At 49.6% G+C, this 21,891-nt stretch carries 29 protein-coding genes; 15 read left to right on the top strand and 14 right to left on the bottom strand.

Features of this window, described 5'->3' with window-relative positions; genetic code table 11:
• Window positions 1-13: 13 nt before the first annotated feature.
• From MJB10_RS22020 to MJB10_RS21990, 7 genes are all read left to right on the top strand, one after another.
• Complete coding sequence (locus MJB10_RS22020; protein WP_314798497.1) at window positions 14-655, top strand: YigZ family protein; 642 nt, start codon at window positions 14-16, stop codon at window positions 653-655.
• A 58-nt stretch (window positions 656-713) separates the two neighbouring features.
• Entirely contained in the window at window positions 714-1,373 is a 660-nt protein-coding gene (locus tag MJB10_RS22015) for a TetR/AcrR family transcriptional regulator (protein ID WP_314798495.1), read from the top strand.
• 127 nt (window positions 1,374-1,500) lie between these two features.
• On the top strand, window positions 1,501-1,725 hold the full coding sequence (locus MJB10_RS22010; protein WP_314798492.1) for a DUF1128 domain-containing protein: 225 nt from the start codon (window positions 1,501-1,503) through the stop codon (window positions 1,723-1,725).
• 462 nt (window positions 1,726-2,187) lie between these two features.
• A complete protein-coding gene (locus MJB10_RS22005; protein ID WP_314798489.1) occupies window positions 2,188-3,747 on the top strand; it encodes an FAD-dependent oxidoreductase in 1,560 nt (519 codons plus the stop codon).
• A 121-nt stretch (window positions 3,748-3,868) separates the two neighbouring features.
• Window positions 3,869-4,192: a hypothetical protein gene (locus tag MJB10_RS22000; protein WP_314798488.1), complete on the top strand. Its 324-nt coding sequence runs from the start codon at window positions 3,869-3,871 to the stop codon at window positions 4,190-4,192.
• A gap of 177 nt (window positions 4,193-4,369) precedes the next feature.
• Entirely contained in the window at window positions 4,370-4,612 is a 243-nt protein-coding gene (locus tag MJB10_RS21995) for a spore germination protein (protein ID WP_314798486.1), read from the top strand.
• Between the two features lie 18 nt (window positions 4,613-4,630).
• Complete coding sequence (locus MJB10_RS21990) at window positions 4,631-4,891, top strand: hypothetical protein (protein ID WP_314798484.1); 261 nt, start codon at window positions 4,631-4,633, stop codon at window positions 4,889-4,891.
• 20 nt (window positions 4,892-4,911) lie between these two features.
• Here MJB10_RS21990 and MJB10_RS21985 read toward each other — a convergent pair whose 3' ends face one another.
• The 8 genes from MJB10_RS21985 to MJB10_RS21950 form a co-directional block, all read right to left on the bottom strand.
• A complete protein-coding gene (locus MJB10_RS21985; protein ID WP_314798482.1) occupies window positions 4,912-5,259 on the bottom strand; it encodes a hypothetical protein in 348 nt (115 codons plus the stop codon).
• Between the two features lie 17 nt (window positions 5,260-5,276).
• Window positions 5,277-5,747: a hypothetical protein gene (locus MJB10_RS21980; RefSeq protein WP_314798481.1), complete on the bottom strand. Its 471-nt coding sequence runs from the start codon at window positions 5,745-5,747 to the stop codon at window positions 5,277-5,279.
• 8 nt (window positions 5,748-5,755) lie between these two features.
• The gene (locus tag MJB10_RS21975) at window positions 5,756-5,974 is read right to left on the bottom strand and encodes a hypothetical protein (protein WP_314798478.1); all 219 of its coding nucleotides are present in this window, start codon (window positions 5,972-5,974) and stop codon (window positions 5,756-5,758) included.
• 78 nt (window positions 5,975-6,052) lie between these two features.
• Window positions 6,053-6,520 (bottom strand): Hsp20/alpha crystallin family protein, encoded by a 468-nt coding sequence (locus tag MJB10_RS21970; protein WP_314798475.1) that lies wholly within the window; start codon window positions 6,518-6,520, stop codon window positions 6,053-6,055.
• Window positions 6,521-6,607: 87 nt separating this feature from the next.
• Window positions 6,608-6,901 (bottom strand): alpha/beta-type small acid-soluble spore protein, encoded by a 294-nt coding sequence (locus MJB10_RS21965; RefSeq protein ID WP_314798473.1) that lies wholly within the window; start codon window positions 6,899-6,901, stop codon window positions 6,608-6,610.
• Window positions 6,902-6,918: 17 nt separating this feature from the next.
• A complete protein-coding gene (locus MJB10_RS21960) occupies window positions 6,919-7,362 on the bottom strand; it encodes a GtrA family protein (RefSeq protein ID WP_314798470.1) in 444 nt (147 codons plus the stop codon).
• A 3-nt stretch (window positions 7,363-7,365) separates the two neighbouring features.
• A complete protein-coding gene (locus MJB10_RS21955) occupies window positions 7,366-8,379 on the bottom strand; it encodes a glycosyltransferase family 2 protein (protein WP_314798468.1) in 1,014 nt (337 codons plus the stop codon).
• Between the two features lie 133 nt (window positions 8,380-8,512).
• A complete protein-coding gene (locus MJB10_RS21950) occupies window positions 8,513-8,611 on the bottom strand; it encodes a YjcZ family sporulation protein (protein WP_314798466.1) in 99 nt (32 codons plus the stop codon).
• A gap of 202 nt (window positions 8,612-8,813) precedes the next feature.
• Here MJB10_RS21950 and MJB10_RS21945 point away from each other — a divergent pair, with 202 nt between their 5' ends.
• Window positions 8,814-9,452 (top strand): futalosine hydrolase, encoded by a 639-nt coding sequence (locus tag MJB10_RS21945; protein ID WP_314798465.1) that lies wholly within the window; start codon window positions 8,814-8,816, stop codon window positions 9,450-9,452.
• Between the two features lie 3 nt (window positions 9,453-9,455).
• Complete coding sequence (locus MJB10_RS21940; protein WP_314798463.1) at window positions 9,456-10,292, top strand: 1,4-dihydroxy-6-naphthoate synthase; 837 nt, start codon at window positions 9,456-9,458, stop codon at window positions 10,290-10,292.
• A 138-nt stretch (window positions 10,293-10,430) separates the two neighbouring features.
• Here MJB10_RS21940 and MJB10_RS21935 read toward each other — a convergent pair whose 3' ends face one another.
• A complete protein-coding gene (locus MJB10_RS21935; protein WP_314798460.1) occupies window positions 10,431-11,387 on the bottom strand; it encodes a D-2-hydroxyacid dehydrogenase in 957 nt (318 codons plus the stop codon).
• Window positions 11,388-11,408: 21 nt separating this feature from the next.
• On the bottom strand, window positions 11,409-12,413 hold the full coding sequence (locus MJB10_RS21930; protein WP_314798457.1) for an RluA family pseudouridine synthase: 1,005 nt from the start codon (window positions 12,411-12,413) through the stop codon (window positions 11,409-11,411).
• Between the two features lie 184 nt (window positions 12,414-12,597).
• Here MJB10_RS21930 and MJB10_RS21925 point away from each other — a divergent pair, with 184 nt between their 5' ends.
• Window positions 12,598-13,218, top strand: a complete 621-nt coding sequence (locus tag MJB10_RS21925) for a hypothetical protein (protein WP_314798454.1) — start codon at window positions 12,598-12,600, stop codon at window positions 13,216-13,218.
• A 21-nt stretch (window positions 13,219-13,239) separates the two neighbouring features.
• Here the strand turns inward: MJB10_RS21925 and MJB10_RS21920 are convergent, their stop codons facing one another.
• Together MJB10_RS21920 and MJB10_RS21915 are read right to left on the bottom strand one after the other, a co-directional pair.
• Window positions 13,240-13,731, bottom strand: a complete 492-nt coding sequence (locus MJB10_RS21920) for a substrate-binding domain-containing protein (RefSeq protein WP_314798451.1) — start codon at window positions 13,729-13,731, stop codon at window positions 13,240-13,242.
• Complete coding sequence (locus tag MJB10_RS21915; protein WP_314798447.1) at window positions 13,626-14,267, bottom strand: LacI family DNA-binding transcriptional regulator; 642 nt, start codon at window positions 14,265-14,267, stop codon at window positions 13,626-13,628. The genes MJB10_RS21920 and MJB10_RS21915 overlap by 106 nt, the downstream gene beginning before the upstream one ends.
• Before the next feature lie 152 nt (window positions 14,268-14,419).
• On the opposite strand from MJB10_RS21915, the gene MJB10_RS21910 reads away from it, so the two are divergent.
• Entirely contained in the window at window positions 14,420-15,763 is a 1,344-nt protein-coding gene (locus MJB10_RS21910; RefSeq protein WP_314798443.1) for an FAD-dependent oxidoreductase, read from the top strand.
• 182 nt (window positions 15,764-15,945) lie between these two features.
• Here the strand turns inward: MJB10_RS21910 and MJB10_RS21905 are convergent, their stop codons facing one another.
• Entirely contained in the window at window positions 15,946-16,344 is a 399-nt protein-coding gene (locus MJB10_RS21905; RefSeq protein WP_314798440.1) for a VOC family protein, read from the bottom strand.
• A gap of 173 nt (window positions 16,345-16,517) precedes the next feature.
• Here MJB10_RS21905 and MJB10_RS21900 point away from each other — a divergent pair, with 173 nt between their 5' ends.
• From MJB10_RS21900 to MJB10_RS21885, 4 genes are all read left to right on the top strand, one after another.
• A complete protein-coding gene (locus MJB10_RS21900) occupies window positions 16,518-16,742 on the top strand; it encodes a hypothetical protein (RefSeq protein WP_314798437.1) in 225 nt (74 codons plus the stop codon).
• Between the two features lie 104 nt (window positions 16,743-16,846).
• Window positions 16,847-18,610 carry a B12-binding domain-containing radical SAM protein gene (locus MJB10_RS21895; protein WP_314798435.1) on the top strand — a complete coding sequence of 588 codons (1,764 nt, stop codon included), beginning with the start codon at window positions 16,847-16,849 and terminating at the stop codon, window positions 18,608-18,610.
• A 93-nt stretch (window positions 18,611-18,703) separates the two neighbouring features.
• Window positions 18,704-19,129 (top strand): pyridoxamine 5'-phosphate oxidase family protein, encoded by a 426-nt coding sequence (locus MJB10_RS21890; protein WP_314798433.1) that lies wholly within the window; start codon window positions 18,704-18,706, stop codon window positions 19,127-19,129.
• Between the two features lie 164 nt (window positions 19,130-19,293).
• Window positions 19,294-20,793, top strand: a complete 1,500-nt coding sequence (locus tag MJB10_RS21885) for an IMP dehydrogenase (RefSeq protein WP_314798431.1) — start codon at window positions 19,294-19,296, stop codon at window positions 20,791-20,793.
• A 65-nt stretch (window positions 20,794-20,858) separates the two neighbouring features.
• Here the strand turns inward: MJB10_RS21885 and MJB10_RS21880 are convergent, their stop codons facing one another.
• On the bottom strand, window positions 20,859-21,824 hold the full coding sequence (locus MJB10_RS21880; protein WP_314798428.1) for a type I phosphomannose isomerase catalytic subunit: 966 nt from the start codon (window positions 21,822-21,824) through the stop codon (window positions 20,859-20,861).
• Between the last annotated feature and the right edge of the window lie 67 nt (window positions 21,825-21,891).

The following is a 21,891-nucleotide window of genomic DNA, read 5'->3' as shown; positions in this document are numbered from 1 at the left end:
AGAAAGGTTGGCTATGCTAGCACATTATCGAACAGTCCAAGCTTATGGCTCGTCTGAGATTATCATCAAGAAGTCACGTTTTATCGGTCATGCCAAACCCGTAGAGTCAGAAGAAGAAGCAATCCAGTTTATTGAAGCCATTAAGAAAGAGCATAAATCGGCGACGCACAATTGCAGTGCGTATGTCATCGGTGAGCGGGATCAAATCCAGAAGCAATCCGATGATGGAGAACCGAGCGGAACCGCTGGGAAGCCGATTTTGGAAGTCATCAAGCATCAAGGGCTAAAGAATACCGTTGTCGTAGTTACTCGTTATTTTGGCGGCATCATGCTGGGGGCTGGCGGACTCATTCGTGCTTACACGGATGGCGCTGTCACAGGCATAGAAGCTGGAAAGCCGATTTATAAGGTAAATCATCAGTTAGTGCTGATTGAAGTCGATTATACATGGTATGGTAAGCTGGAAAATGAGCTAAGAAATCAAAGGATGAAGCTAGGCGAGATCCTGTTTACGGACAAGGTCACGGTTCCTTGTTATCCTTTGGCTGCGGAAGCGGAAGCATTCATGAATTGGGCAACTGATGTAACACAAGGTCAAAGCGTGATCACCGTTGGAGAGAGCGGATATATCGATCATGAGAGCTTACCTGAGTAGGTGAGCTCCAGACAGACAAACCAAATTACATATGAGCTGAGGATGCGGAGGGATAGGAATGGCTAGAAAAGCAGTCGCGCAAGAACTTAGCAGAGAACGAATTCTTACAGAGGCGCGGGAATTATTCGCTACTTTCGGCTATCGCGCTTTAACGATGCGAAGCATTGCTAAAGCAATGGGGTACAGTCATGGAGCGTTATATTACCATTTTAGTGAAAAAGCAGAACTATTTTATGCCTTAATTAAAGATGATTTTGCCTCCCTGCTGCAACGCCAGCGGGAACTCATTATTCGTGAAAGTGATGAGTTTAGCGTGAACTTGCTTCAAAAGTTAATGATGGAATTCGTCTGGTTCGGATTAAGCAACCCGAATCACTACGAAATGATGTTTATGATTAACGAGCCTGAACTCCAACAATACTCGCGTACGGAACAAGCGCAGTGCTTGGATATGTTTGCAGTTGTGATTCGTGAAGTTTTGACAGAACAACCTGGTGTTGAAAGCCGTCGCTACACACTTCCGTGGAACATATTCATGTCCCTTCATGGCTTCATTTCCTACTGTATTCAATTCAAGTTATCCTATGAGGAAGCGCGTAGATTGGCCGAGGAGCACGTTCGTCTGATCTGCATTAGCTTGGATGTAGATTCCTATGAATTGCAGCGTCCGATTGTCAAAATGGTTGGGAACAATGTACGGAAATCATTCGTAATTTAATAGATTTATAGGAAGCGGGACGATTCGTCTTCGCTTCTTTTTGTGTCTTGGGCAAACTGTATTTTACAATAACCAAGCTGTGCATTAAAATGATGGAAAGACAACGAGGGAAGGATGAACGAACACGATGGATTTAAATACATGGTCGGAAGCGAACGTAGAGTTTATGTTTGAGGAAATTAAGAAGAAGCTGCGCATGGCAACAGGAGGCTCTATCAAGGCTTCGAATGTGAAGGAAGAAGTATATGAGGATCTGAAGGATCTGTATGATATGGTTGCGAGTAAGGATCGTTTCAGCATCAGTGAAATTGATGCCATTACGACGGAGCTGGGGAAAATTCGTAAGGCGTAATATACTCACCATTAGCGTGCCGCTTTTTCTGACCTAAGTCGGAATGGCGGCAAACCCCAAACCCCAAACCCCAAACCCCAAACCCCAAACCCCAAACCCCAAACCCCAAACCCCAAACCCCAAACCCCGTGAACCCGCTGCCCGCGCCTTTTTGAAGCCTGCAAAGCAAAATAACTGGATTTTCTGTAACTAATTTTTGCAAATTAACCATTATTGAGTAAATAACTGCATTTCTCCATTTAATTCAAGCAAATCTCGTTAAATTGGCGTATCTAGTCATAATTAGCTGTAGATATCCAGTTAAACTCCAGTAAAGGTACATTTTCCTGAAAATAGCTACTTGAAATCCAGTTAATCTGTAGAAGCTGGCCAATGGTACCCTCCAGTTTATCCGCTCCTCATACATACTAGCCTCTCCTCAGGGACAAAATAGGTGGAAATTGGAAACAAGGAGAACCTACAATGATGCAACCTGGAGAGGCTTCTAGAACCACAACCACGACTACCTTACCGCAATTTCCTAAGTCATTCTGGCTCGAATCTGTGGATGCGATCCCGCAGTTTCCCAGTCTTACCGCCGATTTGAAGACCGAAGTCGTCGTAATAGGTGCGGGTATAACAGGCATCACCACTGCGTATTTACTGGCTAAGCGAGGCGTGAAAGTCGTTGTCCTCCAAGCAGGCCGCATCCTAGAAGGCACGACAGGACACACAACCGCCAAATTGACCACACAGCATGGACTTATTTATCATGAATTTCTTTCCCATTTTGGCGAGGAGAAGACCCGTCTGTATTATGAAGCGAATCACGAAGCATTGATGTTCATCAGACAAACGGTTGAAGAGCTGGGCATCGAGTGTCAATTTACCGAAGAAGATGCGTATCTGTATACAAGTGAGGATGCTTATCTAGATCAGATGCAAAACGAATATATGGCTTATGCGAAGTTGAACATTACCGCCGATTATCTGCTATCCAACCCGTTGCCTTTCGAGACGAAAGCAGCCATCCGAATCAAGGGGCAGGCTAGATTTAATCCAGTTCCCTATCTGCTCCGACTCATTCAGGAGATCACACAGCTTGGCGGTCAAATCTATGAAGGGACAACCGTCGTTGGGGCCACCCACGAGCAGCCATCCATCGTCAAAACCAAACAGGGGCATCAAGTTACTTGCAGCCATGTGGTCACGGCCTCCCATTATCCGTTCAACGATATTAAGGGCGCTTTCTTTACTCGGCTGCATGCGGAGAAGTCGTATGTGATTGCTGCGCGCACGAAGAAACCTTTCCCTGGCGGGATGTACATCAACGCAGAGCAACCGACGCGCTCTCTCCGTGCTGTCACCATTCATGGAGAACCGGCGGTTCTCATTGGCGGCGAGGGACATAAAACGGGGCAAGCCTTATGCACCCATCAGTTTTATGAGAATCTACAGAAGTTTGGCGAAGAGACATTTGGGCTCACGGAGATTCTGTACCGGTGGTCGGCCCAAGATGTATTTACGTTGGATAAAATGCCCTATATTGGCCAGCAATTTTCCGATGCGCCTCATCTCCTCATGGCGACAGGTTATCGCAAATGGGGAATGACGAACAGCATGGTAGCCGCGATGCTGAATATGAAAATTATTCTGGGTGAGAAAAGTCCCTACGAAGAAGTATTTACGCCGCATCGGTTTCACGCGGATCCTAGCATCAAGACCTTTATTCAGCAGAACGCCAACGTTGCGCAGCATCTCATTGCAGGCAAGTTCAATTTGCAGCATAAGCAGCTAGAGGAGCTGTCGCCGGATGAGGGGGCTGTCGTCCAGGTGAAAGGCAAGCGAGCGGGCGCGTATCGAGATCCGAATGGGGAGCTGCACGTGGTCGATACGACGTGTACCCACCTGGGCTGCGAGGTCGAGTGGAACGATGCGGAACGTACATGGGACTGCCCATGCCACGGATCCAGATACACGTTCCAAGGCGAAGTGATTGAAGGACCTGCGAAGAAGGCGTTGACGAAGCTCGCGGCAGAGTAATCGCCAACAGGACAACAGCGTATTTTTAAGGGAAAATGGACAGCTATCCATGCGATGTTACCCCAAGGACCATACACTGTAGAGCAATGTATCTCTACTTATCTGAAGGAGGTGGACGTTCGTGGCATCCAGAATTCGTAAAGAAGACGTTCGTAAATTGATCGGAAAAGACATTTATGCTATGAAAAAAGATGGTTCACAAGTATCAGGCAAATTAGTGCGAATCAGCGGCAACACGTTGATTGTAGCTCCACAAAACGGTAAAAAGGTTCAAGTTAAAGCGATTGTGCCATTGGTTTTATTTGATTTGTTAGCAATTGGCACAACACCTTTTGGCTTTGGCGGATTTGGTGGATTTGGCCCTGGTTTTGGTGGCTTTGGCCCTGGATTTGGTCCTGGCTTTGGTGGCTTTGGCGGCTTCGGCGGCCCTGGACTCTGGTTCTGATGTGATCGTGACCATGAGTGTGATAGAAAACTCTTTCCTTCTCAACAAGGAAAGGGTTTTTTATGTTGCACGGACGGCACCATTTAGCTTCCTGTTGAATAGGCTAGCATACAGGTTTTCGGCGGAGTCTCCCACGGAGGGAGATGACGGGGGCCAACCGCGGACAGGAGTGAGAGCATGCCGAGTTCCATTGTTTTTAACATGATCAACATTAATAATCAGAATACGAATGCAACCGTCGGGATCGGAGAGAATGCGCAATCCAGCTGGGATTCCCATAGCAAAAACAACTACGGTACAGGCGAGTTCATTGGCAACTCGATTTCGTGCAACATCGTGAATTTAATCTTTGATAATGACTTTATTGATGCACCGATCAATGATCAGGATTTTAAACCAGCCGTGAACAATCAAGTGTAGGGAAGGTGGTCAGAAACGATGCAGAACTTGCCAGGACCGCTAGACCCGCCTTTGATTCAATTCGATGCGATTCATGTGAACGCCATTTCGCGTGCTTCAGGAATTTTCATCGGAACGAATGCCCAAATCCATTGGACCACCAGTGCCAAGTCGAACAGTGGCCTAGGCGATGTGAGCGGCGAGCATAACCTCGTCTGGAACAACATCAACACGGTATATGACAATGACATCATTGATGCTCCTTATACGAAGGGCGATTTAATCATTGGTCGTGTATGAAACAAAGCTCCTCAGCAGCCTTAATCGGCTGTTTGGGGAGCTTTAGTCGTTGGGGCAGCTGCTTCGGCTGCCGCGTTATTCATAAAGCTTGACGTTTGCGCTTGTGCGGTAATCATCTCTTGCAGCCATTCTGGCGTCTCATTATCGCCGACATTCAGCATGTCGAGGAAGTCGGAATCATTCAGCATCGAGCGAGTGCCGACTAATTGGTTATGATCGCCTTCCACGGCGCCAAAGCCTTGGACTGTTTTCTGATTGCTTTGAAAATCCGTCGGCCAGTTGTTGCCCATATTGATACAAGATGCACTTTCCACCGATCCAATTCGGATCGATCCGATGATGAACGTCGGAGACATGAAGGAAGACAACGTGTGTCACCTCATTTCTACTCTTTGGACTGGGGGGGCGAGTAACGATAACCTGTCGAGGTGCGTTCGGGTCCCGCGGCAGCATCATTCTGTTTCGTCTCAGGCGGCTTCGCCTCGGGTTGCCTTTTATCAGGGACATGTTGAAATGGTTTCGTCCCACCTTCGCCAATCCCGCCAGTATTGGGCTTAGCCCCGAAGTTATTCCCTAAATTCAACGAACCGCTAAGCTCCTTAATATCAAGCTGGTCCAATCGAAAGGTCAAATTTTCGAGCACGGGTTGATGGACGTGAAGATGATCGATATGTATATTCGGATGTTTGGTTGTTAGACTCGAGAGCTGCTCTTCCAGCTTTCGCAGACGTTGTTCTAATAACCGTACAGTTTGCTCATGAGCGGCGGCGAGGGATGTGTCGTTTTTGGCGGCAGCAGGAGCAGATGGAGAGGATCGGGAAGGAAGCGGCGATGATTTCTTTTTTTGAAACCACATAAGCGTTCTCAGCTCTTTCGTTTATGCAAGGGGAAGTCAAATGTATCACGATCGAGAACGGCATGATTCCCTCCGATGACGACATTGCGCTCACCTGCGACCGCCCCTAGACCTTGATTTACCTTGACCGAATGCCGTCTGCCGCTAATATGATTCGTCCCCTTATTCACGCTAGCTAAGTCTGCTACATCATCAATGTGAATGGATTGAAATTGAATACGAACCATCGTCCCACCTCCGAATCTCTTCCCTTGCACGATTGCTCTCTTATTTATATGGGGACAAAGGCGGAATCATTTCTTTTTTCACGTAAATTGGATCGGAATCATTTTCTCGCCATCTGGCGGGGCAAGCGGAATACGAATTATGAGCAAACCATTGTGATACTGGGCTCGCATCCCATCGATCAAAGCGCGGCCAGGCAAACGAAGAGCTCGCTCGAAGGAGCCGAAATACCGTTCAGACAAGCGCATTTGCTCATCACTAACGCCATACGGACGTACGAGCATCCCGCGTATAAGCAAAGATTGGTCACGAAAGGAAAGTTGGATGTTCTCAGGTGAGGACAAGCCAGGTACCTCAGCGACCACAACGAGTTCTTGGGGGGTTTCATACATATCCACTCTCGGACCCGTTAGCGGAATTAGACTGGCAATATCCTGCCAGAACTCAGGGCCCAGCACATCGCCGGCTTGCGCCGATAACCCTTTCCAATCGGGCTTTGACGAACGGTTACCTGGAGGATTCATGGCCATCATCACCTGACTTTGCAATAAAAAAAGTAGCGCTGCAAGCAGCATGCTACTAGTTTATGTGCATAGACAGATTGTATATGACTGAGTGAGCCGAACGTCCTCGTCTCATTGACGAGATGTAGGCTTGTTGGCTAGCTGCTCCTGCGCCATCCGCACCAATTCACGGACCATGGCACCGCCGATCGGACCGCCGACGCGGCCAGCATCTTCTGAGCTCAATCCCCCGTTATAGCCTTGCTGCAGTGGAACGCCCAATGTACGGGCGACCTCATATTTCACCAGATCAGGGCGCTCAGGATTCACGGCATATCCTTGATTTTGCATGACATGAGCTTTGAGTAATCCTAGTCCGTGTTCAGATCCGGGCACCATGGCACGATTTCGTCTTCTTCTTGACATCACGATCACCTCAGAGGTTAGGATGCCCTGTCGGTTTTCGAAATAGTACGGAAAGTGAAATATTTATGCCCCGCATAATTGCCAATCGTGTACAAGCCATTCCCTGCCAGAATCGCGCCGTTATGCAGCCATCCAGGTTGAGCCTCTGGCCAATAGGCGCCAATCGCCACTGCCATGAGCCAACTAGCCCCATAGGAGAAGCCATAGCAGACCAAAATCACAAGCCCGAATTTCCACCAATTGCTCCCTATGCTCGCCGTAGAACGAAACGTAAACGTACGATTTAGAATGTAGCTCACGACGGCACCGATCCCATTACCTGCAAACGTGGATATCCAATAATTCAGATGCAAAGCATTGAAAAAAACGAAGCTGGCCGACAAGCCAACCAGCGTATTCAAAACACCGACTAGCAGGAAACGAACAAAGCTGCCAGTTAACAACGTTGTGACTGTTCTCATCGGTTACCGCCTTGCCCCCGCTGGCTGCTTGAGAGGTGAAGGGACCTCGTCCACATCTCGCGCAGACTCCATCAGGGCTTTCTCGATCACGAAGAGCGGACGATGCTTCACTTCTTTATAAATTTTGCCTATGTATTCGCCGATCAAACCGAGCGCAAGCAGCTGTACGCCGCCGATGAACCATACCGAAAGAATGAGCGATGTCCAGCCTGTGACATTGGCGCCTAAAATTTTCCCGATAATTGCATACAGGGCAGCCACAACACTGAGCGCGAAGAGCAGAAAACCCATGACCGTGACGAAACGAATCGGTGTTACGCTGAAGGAGGTGATGCCATCGAAGGCAAAAGCCAGCATTTTGCGCAGAGGGTACTTGGATTCACCAGCGAACCGTTCTTTACGAGCATAATAGACCTGCGTGGAGGGAAATCCGAGCAACGGTACTAACCCGCGCAGAAATAAATTGACCTCTTGAAATTTCTCCAAATTATCAAGCGCACGCTTGCTCATCAAGCGGAAATCAGCGTGGTTGTAGTGAATTTTGACACCGAGGGACGTCATCAGTTTATAAAAGCCTTGGGCCGTTGCCCGCTTGAAGAATGTATCGGCTGAGCGATCCTGACGGATGCCATAGACGATATCAAAGCCTTCATGGAACTTCACGAGAAACTCCCGTATGACAGAAGTGTCATCCTGCAAGTCCGCATCGATAGATACGACACAATCGGAGTACGATTTGGCATGTAAGAGTCCTGCGAGCAGGGCGCTTTGATGACCCGCATTTTTGGCCAGCTTAAGCCCTGTAATAAAGGTGTTGGAGGCATGGAATCGCTCGATGAGCGACCAAGTGGCATCTTTACTGCCGTCATCTACGAACAACACTGTACTGCCGTGAGCTACGAGTTCATCTGAGATTAAACCATCTAAAACCTCGCTTAATTGAAACACCGTTTCTGGAAGTACTTCTTCTTCGTTATAACAAGGGACCACGATGGTCAAAATCGGTTTATGCACCATTCCTCGTCTCCGTCCTGAATAGGTAATAGGAAAATCAATCGCTTAAGATTGCATTATAATTATAGCCTAAAAAGACGGAAAAAAGGTAGCGGCTGGAACGGATATCATCGCTCCAGCCGTAATGGTTATTCAATTACCAACCAAAGCCGAACGTGCTAAGCACGATAACCAAGAGGACATAAAGAACGAGAACTACTGCAGCGCTTGAACCAGTACCGCAACCACAACTCATGTTAATCCCTCCCTTCACAAAATTACTATATGTCATGTGACCAGAAGAAGTATGGATGAATGTCCTGCCTGTTAAATAAAAAATTGGGTAACGTGTCCTAATTGTTGGGACAGGAGTGGAGCTAATTGCAAGCGTGAAAGTTTCCTAATCCCTTTTCCTCATGTACAATACAGCTTAAAGAAGTGAAAAGGGGAATCGTTGTATGCGTATACTTGTCATGACAGCAGTGGCGCCTGAACGGGATGCCATTCAGCGGGGTCTTGGGCAGGATAACCGATTTGAATTTGCTTTAGCAGGTGTTGGTATTGCAGCCGCAGCGGTGCATGGAGCTATTGAGGTAGCTAAGGCTGACTATGATCTGCTCATTATTGCGGGCATCGCCGGCGGTTTTGTGGGACAAGCGGGGGTAGGCTCAATTGTTGTCGCCAGCGAGATTATCGCCGCTGATCTCGGTGTTGAGCTGCTGGACGGCTTCAGCAGCTTGGATGAGCTGGGCTTCGGCTCGACGCGCATCAGCGTCGAAGGTGAGCTGGCCCAGCGCGTGACGGCGGCGCTGCAAGCCGCGGGGTTGCAGGCGCAAGCGGCGCCAGTGCTGACGGTGGCGACGGCCACCGGCACGGCGGCTACTGCTGCTGCGCTGGCTCAGCGCGTGCCTGGCGCTGCGGCCGAAGCCATGGAAGGCTTCGGCATTGCGACAGCTGCGCAGCAGCGCGGGGTGCCTGTGCTGGAGATCCGCGCGATCTCCAACGCGGTCGGACCGCGCGACCGCGACGCCTGGCGGATCGGCGACGCTTTGAAAGCTTTAGAAGCAGCGGGCAAAGTTTTAGCGGAGGTGCTTTAAACGATGAAAATAGCGTTCTCACCGTGTCCGAACGATACGTTTGTGTTTCACGCCTGGGCGCACGGGCTTATCCCAGGCGCACCAGATTTGGATGTCCTCTACGCGGACATCGATATTACGAACCGCCTGGCCGCCGAAGGCACAGGCCCTGACGTGCTTAAGATCTCTTATGCAGCCCTGCCTTGGGTGCTGCAAGAGTACGCCCTGCTGCCCTGCGGCGGCGCCTTAGGCCGAGGCTGCGGCCCGCTTGTGCTCACAAGCGGGGGTGAGACGGACCCAGCCGCACTGAGCGGCCGCCGGGTCGCAGTGCCGAGCGAGCGCTCGACCGCGTACTTACTGTTCCGCCTCTGGGCGGAACAGAATGTGCCTGGCGGCGTAGGCGAGATCGTGGTCATGCCGTTCCACGAGATCATGCCCGCCGTGCGGGACGGCCTCATCGATGCCGGCCTTGTGATTCATGAAGCGCGATTTACATACCCGTCGTACGGGTTAGCGCTTCTAACGGATCTGGGCAGCTGGTGGGAGTCCGACACGGGGCTGCCAATCCCGCTGGGCGCCATCATAGCGCGGCGCTCGATGGATCTGAAGGCGCTCGCAGGCTGGGCTCGCGCCTCCGTCGAATACGCGTGGGCGCATCCCGACGCTTCGCGTGACTATGTGATGCAGCACGCGCAGGAGATGGACCCGCAGGTCGCGCAGCAGCACATCGACCTGTACGTCAACGAGTTCACCGCTGAGCTCGGCGAGAGCGGCTATGGCGCCGTCTTGACCTTGCTTCAGCGTGCGGCAGAAGCGGGGCTAGTGCCGCAGATGGATTATGCGGCACTACTGAAAACATAAAGCAGAAAGGCTCCCCATACGGTAACAAGTATTTTACTTGTTTACCGGATGGAGAGCCTATTTATTTATCCTGCGGAATGTATCATTCGGCCCCGAATTAATCGAAAAAATCGATTAATTCGCCACCACGCCGCGTCATCACCCAATCACATTCCTTGGCGCGCCTCCTACAAACCCGCGCACATTCTCCACCGCGACTCGCATCAATCTAGCACGCGCTTCTTTCGTCGCCCATGCGATATGCGGGGTGATAATCACATTTTTGGCATGGAGCAACGGATTATCTGGCTTCGGTGGCTCAATCGTGAGCACATCTAGACCCGCTCCAGCAATGCGGCCTTCGTTCAACGCCTGCGCCACATCTTCCTCATGAAGAAGCCCGCCTCTGGCGGTATTAATAAGCAGTGCCGTCCGCTTCATCCAACCAATGCGCTCTGCATTGATCAACTCGGTCGTCTCTGATGTCAGCGGGCAATGCAAACTAACAATATCGGCCTCCCGCAGCAAATGCTCCAACGAGACCCACTCTATACCCGCCACAGGTTCGGGAACACGTCTTCCGCTGCCTGCAGCAATGACTCTCATCCCCATCGCTTGAGCGATCAGTGCGGTTTGCATGCCAATTTGGCCGAGGCCGATGAGGCCAAGGGTTTGTCCGCTCAACTCCACCAACGGGGAGACGCTATAGCTGAAATCGATCGACCCTGTCCAATCGCCTTGCAGCACACTATCACTGTGGCGCTGCACGCGATGGCAAAACTCCAAAATCAACGCAAAAACCAACTGCGCAACGGAATGCGTACTGTAAGCAGGGACGTTCGTGACAAGAATGCCTTTCTCTTTTGCAGCAGAAACATCGACAATGTTGTAACCTGTTGCGAGAACTCCCACATAGCGCAGCTTGGGCAGAAGTCCTAATGTCCTCGCAGTAAGCGGCGTCTTGTTCGTTAGTACGACATCCGCATCCGAAGCGCGATCCACAATGTCGGACTCCGCCGTCCGATCATAAACAGTCAAGCTCCCAAGGGATTCCAGCCCGCTCCAATCCAAATCCCCAGGATTTAACGTATATCCATCAAGCACAACAATGTTCATTCGGTTGCTCTCCTAGCTGCTTTATTTTTTCACACCTGGCTCTTTAAAAGGATTCAAGAATGCCTTCGGAATGTGCGTCTCAAACCGCATCAATTGGCCCGTCGTCGGGTGTATGAAGGCGAGTACTCGCGCGTGAAGACCGAGTCGATTGATCTCCTTGGATTTGGAGCCGTACTTTTTATCGCCAGCCACAGGATGCCCGATGTCTTGCATATGTACGCGAATTTGATTTTTACGGCCTGTTTCGAGATTGACTTCCAACAGAGAGAATTGCTTGTTAGCCTGCAGTGTCGTATAGTGCGTCACGGCATGCTGACCGTCGTTCGGGTAGGGGGTGGAGAACATTTTCAGCGATTTCGGATTCTCCTTGAGCCACGAAGAGATGGTTCCCTCGGGTTTGCGCACCATACCTTCAACCAAAGCTACGTATGTCCGTTCTTTCACGCTCTCCTGCCACGTATTTTGCAGATGCTGCTGAACCGCTTCGTTTTTCGCAAACATCATGACACCAGAGGTGTCCCGATCCAATCGATGAACGACGAAAATTCGACCCTTCGGATCATGATTCCGAACATGCGCAGTCAGTTGGCGGTAAGCGGTAATTTGGTTCTCCTTATCATCCGTCGCGATCGAGAGAAGACCAGCATCCTTCTGAATGACAATCACATCCTGATCCTCATGGAGAATGGTCATTCCCGCAAGTGGGATATCCTCGACCACTTTTTCCTTCGAAATCGTGACGATCTGCTCAGGCTGCAAAGGGTAGTTATACGCTGTAACCGATTTGCCATTCACTGCGACTTGCCCGCGGGCAAGAATTGCTTTCACTGCGTTGCGGCCGAGGCTGGACAGCTTATCTAACAAGAAAGGAAGCAGCTCGCTAGGCTCCTTGACAGTGTATTGGCGTGTATTGGACTCTGGGCTGCTTTTCGTTTTGGCCCCTTGAGGTGTGTGCGATTTATGTTGGCCTGCCTTAGGCTTCTGGCCGCCTTGAGTTGTTGAACGTGAACTTGGCTTTTTGTGCATGGTGATGACCTCCTAATTACGATCGCTTACCTTCCGGTCAGATCTTTCAAGCTTCAATATACCATGTTCAGAAAAGCAAATGAAATGATTGGATGTATCAAGTTATCCTATATTCCCAACTATTTCCATGTTATGATAAGCGAGAAGTGTTTATTTTTAAAAATGTGAAGGAGCGAATCTTGCCATGATGGAATATGCACTAAGAAAAGATAAACTTACGGAAGTTCTGAAGCGCTCACTTCTCGTATCAGGTATCCCCTTAATGATTCCGATACTCTTTTTTTTCACATTTGCCTATCGAAAGGATTCGGATTTACCTGACTTTCTTCAGTATGTCTTTGTCCTCCTGTTTGTGTATTATCTTTATAAAGCAGTCCGCAATTTATTAAAAGTAAGAAGAGATTGGTATTCTTTTCGCATCGTATTATCCGATCAATCCCTTGTCAAAAAGCAACGTAATGTACCAGATACGACGCTCTCTCTGAATGATATCACCCGAATTGTCCAAGTGACGGGCGGCCTTTCAGTGGAAGCAAGTTGTAATGGAAGTTACGTATTTATCCCGAGTCACATAGAAAATTACGACGTGTTAGTTGAACGGTTGAGACCTCTTTGTGTGATCGAAACAAGCCCAGTCAGTTCGGTTGGCGTGCCCGCCGAGTTCGCATTGAAGCAGCATCAAACGTTAAACTCAACGTTAACCTCCATCTTCAAAAAGTTCCTGTGGGGCATTGGCATCATCGCAGGTATTTTCCTGCTTTTTTTTCTAGCGATCGCTGCTCTAATCTTCTTCCTATCTCATTAAGAGCCGCACAACACATAAAATCTATACTAACCTCTGTATCGTACTCCCCGCGAAAAAATCCCCCTGCAGCCGCACATGCTCAAAAGGCAAATGCGGATTGGCAATCCGCCAGAGCATGCGATCCGCTGCGCGGTAACCAGCCTCACGAATCGGCAGCTGCGGACGAGAGCAGAGCGGCAGCGTGTCGCTTTGCTCATTGAGCAGCGCGACGAGCGAAACTTCCTGCGGCACCCGAACCCCTAACCGACGCAGCGTATGGTAGACAGGCGCTGCTTCCTCGTCAATTCCGCAGATCACAGCCGTCGGCTTGCGCGTCTCATACAACCTTTCGAAATCCTTCAACCACCCCTCAGTCCCATCGCGCTCAATGGCGTGTTCCTTTGACTCCACTGGGTTGCCAGCCTCTTTCATCGCTTCCGCAAACGCCTGCCATCGAATAACAAAACCGCGTTGATCCAACGCATCCCCAACATAAAGAATGTTGCTGTGCCCCATCCGCACGAGCCTGCGCACCGCTTGAAACACCGCCTCATACACATCCCAGATGACACTATCCACCTTGGACTCTGGCGGGGGAAATTGAGCAGGATGCGAGGGAGGGGCAGCTCCAACAGTTTCTGCTCCAGTAGATCAAGGTTCATTCGTGGCGCGATAAAAACCCCCTCCGCATAGGGGAGCCCTTGCTCTTCGGCCCAATCCTCGAATTGAGAAGGTTTCAACTGAGGAGGGATGAGTATTGGTTGCACCGTGTGGCCGAATTCCATGAAGCGTTCATGCAGGCCTTGCAGCAGCAAACGATTGAAGTTCAAGGATTGCTTGTTTTGAATTAGTACGAACCTGCGCTGCACGACTGGGTATGGTGAAATATGATCCAATTGCAGCGTCTGTTTCTGATCCTTCGTCATGTAACCGAGCTCGCGTGCGAGCCGAAAAACTTCACTGCGTGTCTGCTCCGACATGCCGGGCAATCCGCGCAGCGCTTTGGAAACCGTTTGTATCGTTAGACCGAGCCCATCTGCTAGATCGTGGAGCGTTACTCGTTTGCGCATCTGATGGAGATATCTCCTTTTCGTAAGCAAGTTGTAACTCAAATTTTAAACTAAATTTAAACTAAAAAGAAGGTTAATTTTAAACTACACTGAGAGAGGAGCAAGGAATTGAGATAGTGATGAACCTAAAGGGGCAGAAGGAGCGAAATCAGATGAGCAAACGAATTGAGGCAGATGTAGTTGTAGTTGGCGGGGGTCCAGCAGGTGTGAATGCAGCGATAGCAGCAGGGCGAAGCGGAGCTAAAACTGTTCTTATAGAGAAATACGGATTTATCGGCGGGATGTCGACGGCAGCGCTTGTGTATCCTTGGATGACGTTTCATACAACAGAGGGCAAACAGGTGATTGCGGGGCTTGCGCAAGAAATTATTGATCGTCTCATGGCGATGAATGCGTCACCAGGCCATTTGCGCGATACCGTTGGATTCGTGAATACAATAACCCCGTATCATCCGGAGATTTACAAGGTGCTGGCTGTTGATATGCTAAAAGAGGCGGGCGTTAAGCTGCTTTTCCATAGTTTTGTGGATCAGGTTGAAACGGTCGATAATCGCATACAATCCGTTCAATTAACGTCCAAATCAGGTCGAATTGATGTTAGTGCCAAAGTGTTTATTGATACGACGGGGGACGCTGATCTCGCTTACCTGTCGGGAGCGCCATGCTTGAAAGGGCGTGATGGGGATAAACTCACACAGCCGATGACGATGAAGTTCCGAATGCGCGGTGTGGACTTGGCTGCCGTAAAGCAGTACATGATCGATCACCCAGATGAGTTTTATAAAAAGACGCCGTTCTCCGAGCTCGCTGATCTCCCTCTGTCTGGTGTCCTTGGCTATTTCAAACATTGGAAGGAAGCGAATCTTCCGATCAATCGGGACCAAGTACTGTTCTTCACAGGTCCTGAAGACGACGAAGTGTTGGTTAATACGACGCGTGTGCAGGGGCTTGATGGCACCAATGTAGAAGATTTGACCGAGGCTGAGGAGTTGGGCCGCAAACAGGTGCTGATGGTTGCTGATTTTATGCGAAATAACTTGCCTGGCTTTGAAAAAGCCTCCATTTCCAATGTCGGCGCACAAATTGGTATCCGTGAGACGCGCCGGATTGACGGCGTGTACGCGCTGCAAGTGGAGGATGTGGTGCAAGGCCGCCATTTTGATGATGTCATTGCGCGGAGCGGCTATCCGATCGATATCCATGATCCGTCTGGCAAGGGCGTAACTGCAGCTTGGGTGAATGGTGATGGCGCCTACGACATCCCTTACCGCTGTCTGCTCCCGCAAAAAATCGAAAACCTGCTCACCGCAGGCCGCTGCATCTCCACCACGCATGAAGCGCTGGCGACGACGCGTCTTACGCCAAGCTGCATGGCAACTGGGCAAGCGGCAGGTTCCGCAGCGGGGCTGGCAGTGAAGTATGGCGTGCTTCCAGCGGACATTGATGTTGCTGAGCTGCAAGCGGTCTTAGAGAAAGACGGAGCTTTGTTGAAATAAGGAAGAGGATGAAATCCAGCTACTGCCCCTGCTTCCGCTGCATTCGCAGTCGAAACAGGGGAGGGGCTGGATTTTTTGGCATTGTGTGTCGCGAGCCTCCCAATTTGGGAGGCTCAGGAGACTTAGGTAGCAAATTTGCACCTGAGCCGCCCAATTCAGGCACCTCAGCTTCACTTCCGCCCCTACAACCGAACACCGATTTCCCAATGGTAGCCAAAGGGGTCAACCACCCGCCCAATGCGCCAACCGTATCCCTCGCTCATCGCTGCGATCTCAGTTGCGCCAGAAGCAAGCGCCCGCTCAAATAAAGCATCTGGATTGTCGAGGGTGACAATCAAGCGAAATGAACCTTGCCGGACATACTCGGCGTCGAACTCAGGGTCCTCTTGCAGCCAGAACTCCGCGCCTAGCACGGAAAGATGAACAATGACGAGATGACCGTTATCATCTTCTAGTCGATACAGCTCACTCGCTCCGAAAGCCGACTTGTAAAAATCCGCAGCTTTGGCGGCATTATTTACCGCAAGCCACGGTGCAATTGATGCTTGTGGTACTGCTGAGTTTTCTCCAAGTATACTCATCCAAATCCTCCTATAAGTTGATATTGTCTAAGATCATCTTACCATCATTCTCGGCCAACACCGCATCTTTCTCCCACCTGAGCTAAGCCCGAGCCCGAATACACCCGCCAATTTCAGGGAACACTAGCCTGTACAGGCTATCATCCATCCTACTAGAAAAGGCGGGCAATCCCATGCTTTTATACCAGTTAACGCAGTGGTTTGAAGAACGCACATCCTTGCAACAGGCGCTGCAGCAGGGTCCAACAGAGAACACCAGCGAAATCCATCAGCGCATTCAAGCCGTTGAGCAGCAACTCATCTCCCACGCGGAGCGCTGGAAGCAGGCGATCGAAGAAGCTTCTTACTTACAATTTCCGTACGAAGCTCCGCATTTGGACGACGATATGGTGCTTTAGCTCTTGAATCTTTGCTTGAATCTCTGCTTCTGCCTTTGTATTTCCTTGGTTTTCGTGTAGAATTAGAAGGCACGATAACCCAGAATAAACGAGGTTTTAGGAACATGAAAGTACTTGTATCTACACTGAATGCCAAATTCATTCATACCTCCTTGGCGCTGCGCTACCTGAAAGCGTTCTGCGAGAAGGATTTCGATGTTGAAATTTCGGAATATACGATTAAAGATCCCGTCATGAATGTCGTCTCTGATATTTATCAGAAGGCGCCAGATGTGTTGGGCTTTTCGTGTTATATATGGAACATTGAAGAAACGATTCATATTATCAAAATGATCAAAAAAATCCGTCCCGAGATCCTCATTGTCCTTGGCGGGCCCGAGGTTTCGTATGACACCGACTACTGGATGAACCGTATCCCTGAGGTCGATTTCATTGTCATGGGCGAAGGGGAAGAAACATTCCACCAACTGCTAACAGAGATTTCAACAACGCGCAAATACCACTTTGTCTATGGCCTTGCCTATCGCAAAGAGCAAGAAGTCGTGCTTATGCCAAGCAGACCGAAGCTGAAGCTGGACGATATCCCATCACCGCATCGCTTTAAGGAGGACCTTCCGAGCCTAGCCAATCGTGTCGTATATTTCGAGACAAGCCGCGGCTGTCCGTTTTCTTGCCAGTTCTGCCTATCGAGTATTGAGGTGGGTGTGCGGTATTTTGACATGGAGCGAACAAAGTCAGATCTGCTGTACCTTATCGACTCAGGCGCGAAGCTGATTAAATTCGTGGATCGGACGTTTAACATTAAGCGGGACTATGCGATGGAAATTTTTGATTTCCTCATTCAGAATCATCGCGGCGTCGTATTTCAATTTGAGATTACCGCGGACATTATGCGACCTGAAGTGCTGGACTATTTAGCTGAAAATGCCCCTCCGGGTACGTTCCGTTTTGAAATTGGAGTGCAATCGACCAATGACACAACGAATGAACTCGTCCAGCGCCGACAAAATTTTGCTAAGCTCAGCCGTACCGTGTCCAAGGTGAAAAACAGCCTCAAAATCGACCAGCATCTCGATCTAATCGCAGGACTGCCGGAAGAGGACTACAACTCGTTCCGTAAAACGTTCAACGACGTGTTCGAGCTAGGTCCTGAGGAGCTGCAACTCGGTTTCCTCAAAATGCTGCGCGGTACCGGCATGCGCAACGATGCGCATAAATACGGCTACGTATACATGGACCATGCGCCTTACGAGATTCTTGGCAACGACATTTTGCCATTTACCGATCTCATTCGTATCAAGCGCGTCGAGGATGTGCTTGAGAAGTACTGGAACGCCCACCGGATGGATCATACGGTAAAGCATTTAATCGCGAATGAGTTCGCGTCCGCATTCGACTTTTTCCAAGAATTCGGGGACTTCTGGGAAGGCCGCGGGTGGCAGAAGATCGGGCATCAGCTCGAAGATTTGTTCACACGCTTGCGCGAGTTCCTACTCAATCGCAGCACGAAAAACCTGCACATCATCGAAGGCTTGATGAAGCTCGACTACTTCCTCGGCCATAAATATAAGCCACGCAAAATCTGGTGGGACTTCACCTTGGAGAAGTCCGAGCAGAATGCGTACCTCAAGCTGATCGCAGAGCAGCCTGAGCTCGTGAGCGGAGACTTTCACAGCCTCCGCATCAACGAGAAAGACCTGCACAAGCATGCCATGCTTGAGGTCATGCCGTTCGCTTTGCAGACGTACCTGCAAAGCGGCGTCATCGACGAAAGCAGCCGCGAGCTGCTCGTCGTGCACTTCCCGCCAGACGCGCAGAAGGCCGCGTCCTACTACACGATGCCGCTGCAGCAGCTGGCGACAATTTAATTTTTCATGCCCCTCACGGCCGCCGTGAGGGGTATTTTTCGCCCAATCTGGGTAATCTAGGGTAGTTCATGCAAATTGAAAGGAGATGTCACAATGATTGAAACAAAATACACACAGCTTGAAGAACAAATCATCCAGGTGCTGAGCGCCAATCCGGTTTGCTCCTTCGCGACAGTGGACGGCGACAAGCCCAAGGTCCGTTATATGGCCTTACTTCATGAAGGAATGACCATTTATTTAACGTCTAGCCGCAACACAGATAAGGTAGAGGAAGTAGCCGCGAATCCGCATGTCCACATTCTGGTGGGCTTTGACGGCAAGTCGACGCCGTATATTTTACAAATTCAGGCTACGGCCACGATCTCATCCGATAATGCGCTTCGTGAGAAGCTCTGGAAGGATGACATGAAGCAATGGTTCGAGGGTCCTCATGACCCTAACTATATCGTGCTGGACATTACACCAACCCGTATTGAGTATTCCAAAGAAGGTTCCGAGCCGCAAATTTGGACAAAATAAAAGATAATTCGGCTAGATTACCAGCCTTCTGAACATTTCCCTGAAAAACCCATTGACCACAGGTGCCGTTCAGTGATAAGATTTATAAAATTTATCTGTGGATCAATCAAATGAGAGACTTTGAGCTACACTCAAAGATCCCTATATTAGGAGGAAATTGTAAAGTGGCTACGTATTATATGGAACCGTCGCGTACGTTTAGTGAGTTTCTGTTGATTCCTAACCTGACGACGAAGGCATGTACACCTGCGAATGTGAAATTGAAGACACCACTAGTTAAATTCAATAGGGGTGAGGAGCCGGCAATCTCATTGAATATCCCGTTTTCTTCTGCTGTCATGCAAGCTGTATCCGATGATGGAATGGCGATTGCTTTGGCGCGTAGTGGCGGGATTTCGTTTATTTTTGGCTCGCAATCGATTGAGTCAGAAGCTCAGATGGTGCGCAAAGTCAAAGGGTACAAGGCTGGTTTTGTTGTAAGCCGCTCCAACTTGACGCCAGAACATACGCTCAGTGATATACTTGCTTTGAAAGAGGAGACAGGCCACTCTACAGTTGCGATTACAGACGATGGCACAGCGAACGGAAAATTGTTAGGCATCGTTACGGGCCGTGACTACCGGAAAAGCCGCGATTCCCAAGAACGCAGAATTTCGGAGTTCATGACACCGTTTGAGAAATTAGTATACGGCAAGTCTGGCATTACGCTTTCGGAAGCGAATAACCTGATCTGGGATCATAAGTTGAACTGCTTGCCGATCGTGGACGAGAATGGCAATCTGGATACACTTGTGTTCCGCAAAGATTATGATGAGCACAAAGAGAATCCCATGGAGCTTCTCGATAAGAACAAGAGTTACATTGTTGGTGCGGGTATCAATACGAAGGATTATACAGAGCGAGTTCCTGCGCTTGTTGAAGCTGGCGTAGACATTCTTGTTATCGATTCTTCAGACGGTTACAGCGAATGGCAGCGTGAGACGGTGCAGTATGTGAAGCAGAATTTTGATGTGAAAATCGGTGCGGGGAACGTTGTCGATCGTGAAGGCTTCCTCTACCTGGTGGAGTCCGGTGCGGACTTCGTCAAAGTGGGAATCGGCGGCGGTTCGATTTGTATCACGCGCGAGCAGAAAGGGATTGGCCGCGGCCAAGCATCTGCTATCATGGAAGTGGTTGAAGCGAGAGACGAATACTTCAGAGAAACAGGCACATACATTCCGATTTGCTCCGATGGTGGTATTGTACACGACTACCACGTGACATTGGCGCTGGCTATGGGTGCAGACTTCGTAATGTTGGGCAGATATTTCGCTCGTTTCGATGAGAGCCCAACTAGAAAGCTGAAAGTCGGCAACAATTTCGTGAAAGAATACTGGGGCGAAGGCTCCAACCGTGCTCGGAACTGGCAGCGCTATGACACTGGCGGCAAGAGCAAGCTTTTATTCGAAGAAGGCGTCGATTCCTACGTTCCATATGCGGGAAGTTTGCAGGAGAACCTGGACAAGACACTAGGTAAAATCAAATCCACCATGTGCAATTGCGGTTCGTTGACGCTGGACGAGCTCAAAAACAATGCGCGGATCGCGCTTGTTTCGGCGACGAGTCTGGTTGAAGGCGGCGCGCATGACGTTATCCTGAAAGAAAGCAGCCTTTCGGAAGAATAGGCCAGCCTAAATAAAAAGCTCTCTGACCATGCCTTTAAGGCGGGATCAGAGAGCTTTTTCATTTGTTATGGCAGATAACTGCGAATGACAGTCATGCTGCCTTCTAAGCAATAGCTGCCCAAATCAGCAGGAAGCAAGAAGCAGTCGCCAGGTTTTGTTGCGATTTGACCATCAGACCATTGAAGCGTTCCGTTGCCGTCCGCAATCACAAGGATTACGAAGCTGTCAGGAGTTGTAGTAAGCTCCCATTGTGGACCTACAAGTCCTTTTTCTACCGTGAAAAAAGGAGAGGACGCAAGCGTCAACCATGTGCCTGGTTCTGTCAAATTGGTTTTCATCCGCGTAGAGCCTGAGCCTTCATAGGCGATCACGTTAAGGGAATCCTCGATGTGCAGCTCACGCATTTTGCCATCCAAGCCTGGACGGTTATAGTCATACAAGCGGTAGGTCGTATCGGAGTTTTGTTGAATTTCGGCTACCAGAACACCCGCGCCAAGCGCATGTACCGTTCCAGCAGGTATGTAGAAAGAATCGCCAGCTTCAACAGGAACTTCTTGTAAACAGTCCATAATGCGGTTCTCCGCAATGGCGTCTGCAAGGCTTTCACGTGTTACGCCTTTATTCATCCCGTAGATGATTTTGGCACCTGGTTTCGCATCGAGAATGTACCACATTTCTGTTTTGCCTAGCTCACCTGGAGCAAGGTTCTCATAGTGATCGTTCGGATGAACCTGAACGGAGAGATCGTCTTCACAATCGAGCAGTTTGATTAGAAGCGGGAAACGACCATTTTTCTCGGAAAATCCTTTTGTACCGAACAGAGTTTTGCCGTAGTTTTCACGAATTTCATCTAGACCTAATCCTGCCAACTCGCCATTAACGACCTTCGTTGTGCCGTTCGGGTGATCTCCAATCATCCAGCCTTCGCCAATCGCGCCTTCTGGCAGCTCAAAGCCAAATCGTTCAAGGGTTCTGCCTCCCCAAACACGTTCTTTCATCTCTGGTTGAAATTGAAGCGGGTATGATTTCATAACGATCCCTACTTTCCCCTAGTCTCTTTATACAATCAGCCTATGATAATTACTCTCTAGCATTATA

It is taken from the genome of Paenibacillus sp. MBLB1832, from assembly GCF_032271945.1.
Lineage (GTDB): Bacteria > Bacillota > Bacilli > Paenibacillales > NBRC-103111 > Paenibacillus_E > Paenibacillus_E roseopurpureus.
The sequence above is the reverse complement of the archived record's forward strand: the minus strand, read 5'-3'. Positions and strand labels throughout refer to the sequence as shown.

Excerpts from the sequence above, each read along its gene's own strand:
- MJB10_RS21980 (WP_314798481.1), bottom strand. The coding sequence starts at position 5,747 with ATGTGGTTTCAAAAAAAGAAATCATCGCCGCTTCCTTCCCGATCCTCT.
- MJB10_RS21950 (WP_314798466.1), bottom strand. The coding sequence starts at position 8,611 with ATGAGTTGTGGTTGCGGTACTGGTTCAAGCGCTGCAGTAGTTCTCGTT.
- MJB10_RS21940 (WP_314798463.1), top strand. The coding sequence starts at position 9,456 with ATGAAAATAGCGTTCTCACCGTGTCCGAACGATACGTTTGTGTTTCAC.
- MJB10_RS21905 (WP_314798440.1), bottom strand. The coding sequence starts at position 16,344 with ATGAGTATACTTGGAGAAAACTCAGCAGTACCACAAGCATCAATTGCA.
- MJB10_RS21900 (WP_314798437.1), top strand. The coding sequence starts at position 16,518 with ATGCTTTTATACCAGTTAACGCAGTGGTTTGAAGAACGCACATCCTTG.
- MJB10_RS21890 (WP_314798433.1), top strand. The coding sequence starts at position 18,704 with ATGATTGAAACAAAATACACACAGCTTGAAGAACAAATCATCCAGGTG.
- MJB10_RS21965 (WP_314798473.1), bottom strand. The coding sequence starts at position 6,901 with ATGTCAAGAAGAAGACGAAATCGTGCCATGGTGCCCGGATCTGAACAC.
- MJB10_RS21975 (WP_314798478.1), bottom strand. The coding sequence starts at position 5,974 with ATGGTTCGTATTCAATTTCAATCCATTCACATTGATGATGTAGCAGAC.
- MJB10_RS21915 (WP_314798447.1), bottom strand. The coding sequence starts at position 14,267 with ATGCGCAAACGAGTAACGCTCCACGATCTAGCAGATGGGCTCGGTCTA.
- MJB10_RS21930 (WP_314798457.1), bottom strand. The coding sequence starts at position 12,413 with ATGCACAAAAAGCCAAGTTCACGTTCAACAACTCAAGGCGGCCAGAAG.
- MJB10_RS21990 (WP_314798484.1), top strand. The coding sequence starts at position 4,631 with ATGCAGAACTTGCCAGGACCGCTAGACCCGCCTTTGATTCAATTCGAT.
- MJB10_RS21925 (WP_314798454.1), top strand. The coding sequence starts at position 12,598 with ATGATGGAATATGCACTAAGAAAAGATAAACTTACGGAAGTTCTGAAG.
- MJB10_RS21945 (WP_314798465.1), top strand. The coding sequence starts at position 8,814 with ATGCGTATACTTGTCATGACAGCAGTGGCGCCTGAACGGGATGCCATT.
- MJB10_RS21910 (WP_314798443.1), top strand. The coding sequence starts at position 14,420 with ATGAGCAAACGAATTGAGGCAGATGTAGTTGTAGTTGGCGGGGGTCCA.
- MJB10_RS21960 (WP_314798470.1), bottom strand. The coding sequence starts at position 7,362 with ATGAGAACAGTCACAACGTTGTTAACTGGCAGCTTTGTTCGTTTCCTG.
- MJB10_RS21955 (WP_314798468.1), bottom strand. The coding sequence starts at position 8,379 with ATGGTGCATAAACCGATTTTGACCATCGTGGTCCCTTGTTATAACGAA.
- MJB10_RS21880 (WP_314798428.1), bottom strand. The coding sequence starts at position 21,824 with ATGAAATCATACCCGCTTCAATTTCAACCAGAGATGAAAGAACGTGTT.
- MJB10_RS21895 (WP_314798435.1), top strand. The coding sequence starts at position 16,847 with ATGAAAGTACTTGTATCTACACTGAATGCCAAATTCATTCATACCTCC.
- MJB10_RS22010 (WP_314798492.1), top strand. The coding sequence starts at position 1,501 with ATGGATTTAAATACATGGTCGGAAGCGAACGTAGAGTTTATGTTTGAG.
- MJB10_RS22005 (WP_314798489.1), top strand. The coding sequence starts at position 2,188 with ATGATGCAACCTGGAGAGGCTTCTAGAACCACAACCACGACTACCTTA.
- MJB10_RS21935 (WP_314798460.1), bottom strand. The coding sequence starts at position 11,387 with ATGAACATTGTTGTGCTTGATGGATATACGTTAAATCCTGGGGATTTG.
- MJB10_RS22020 (WP_314798497.1), top strand. The coding sequence starts at position 14 with ATGCTAGCACATTATCGAACAGTCCAAGCTTATGGCTCGTCTGAGATT.
- MJB10_RS22015 (WP_314798495.1), top strand. The coding sequence starts at position 714 with ATGGCTAGAAAAGCAGTCGCGCAAGAACTTAGCAGAGAACGAATTCTT.
- MJB10_RS21995 (WP_314798486.1), top strand. The coding sequence starts at position 4,370 with ATGCCGAGTTCCATTGTTTTTAACATGATCAACATTAATAATCAGAAT.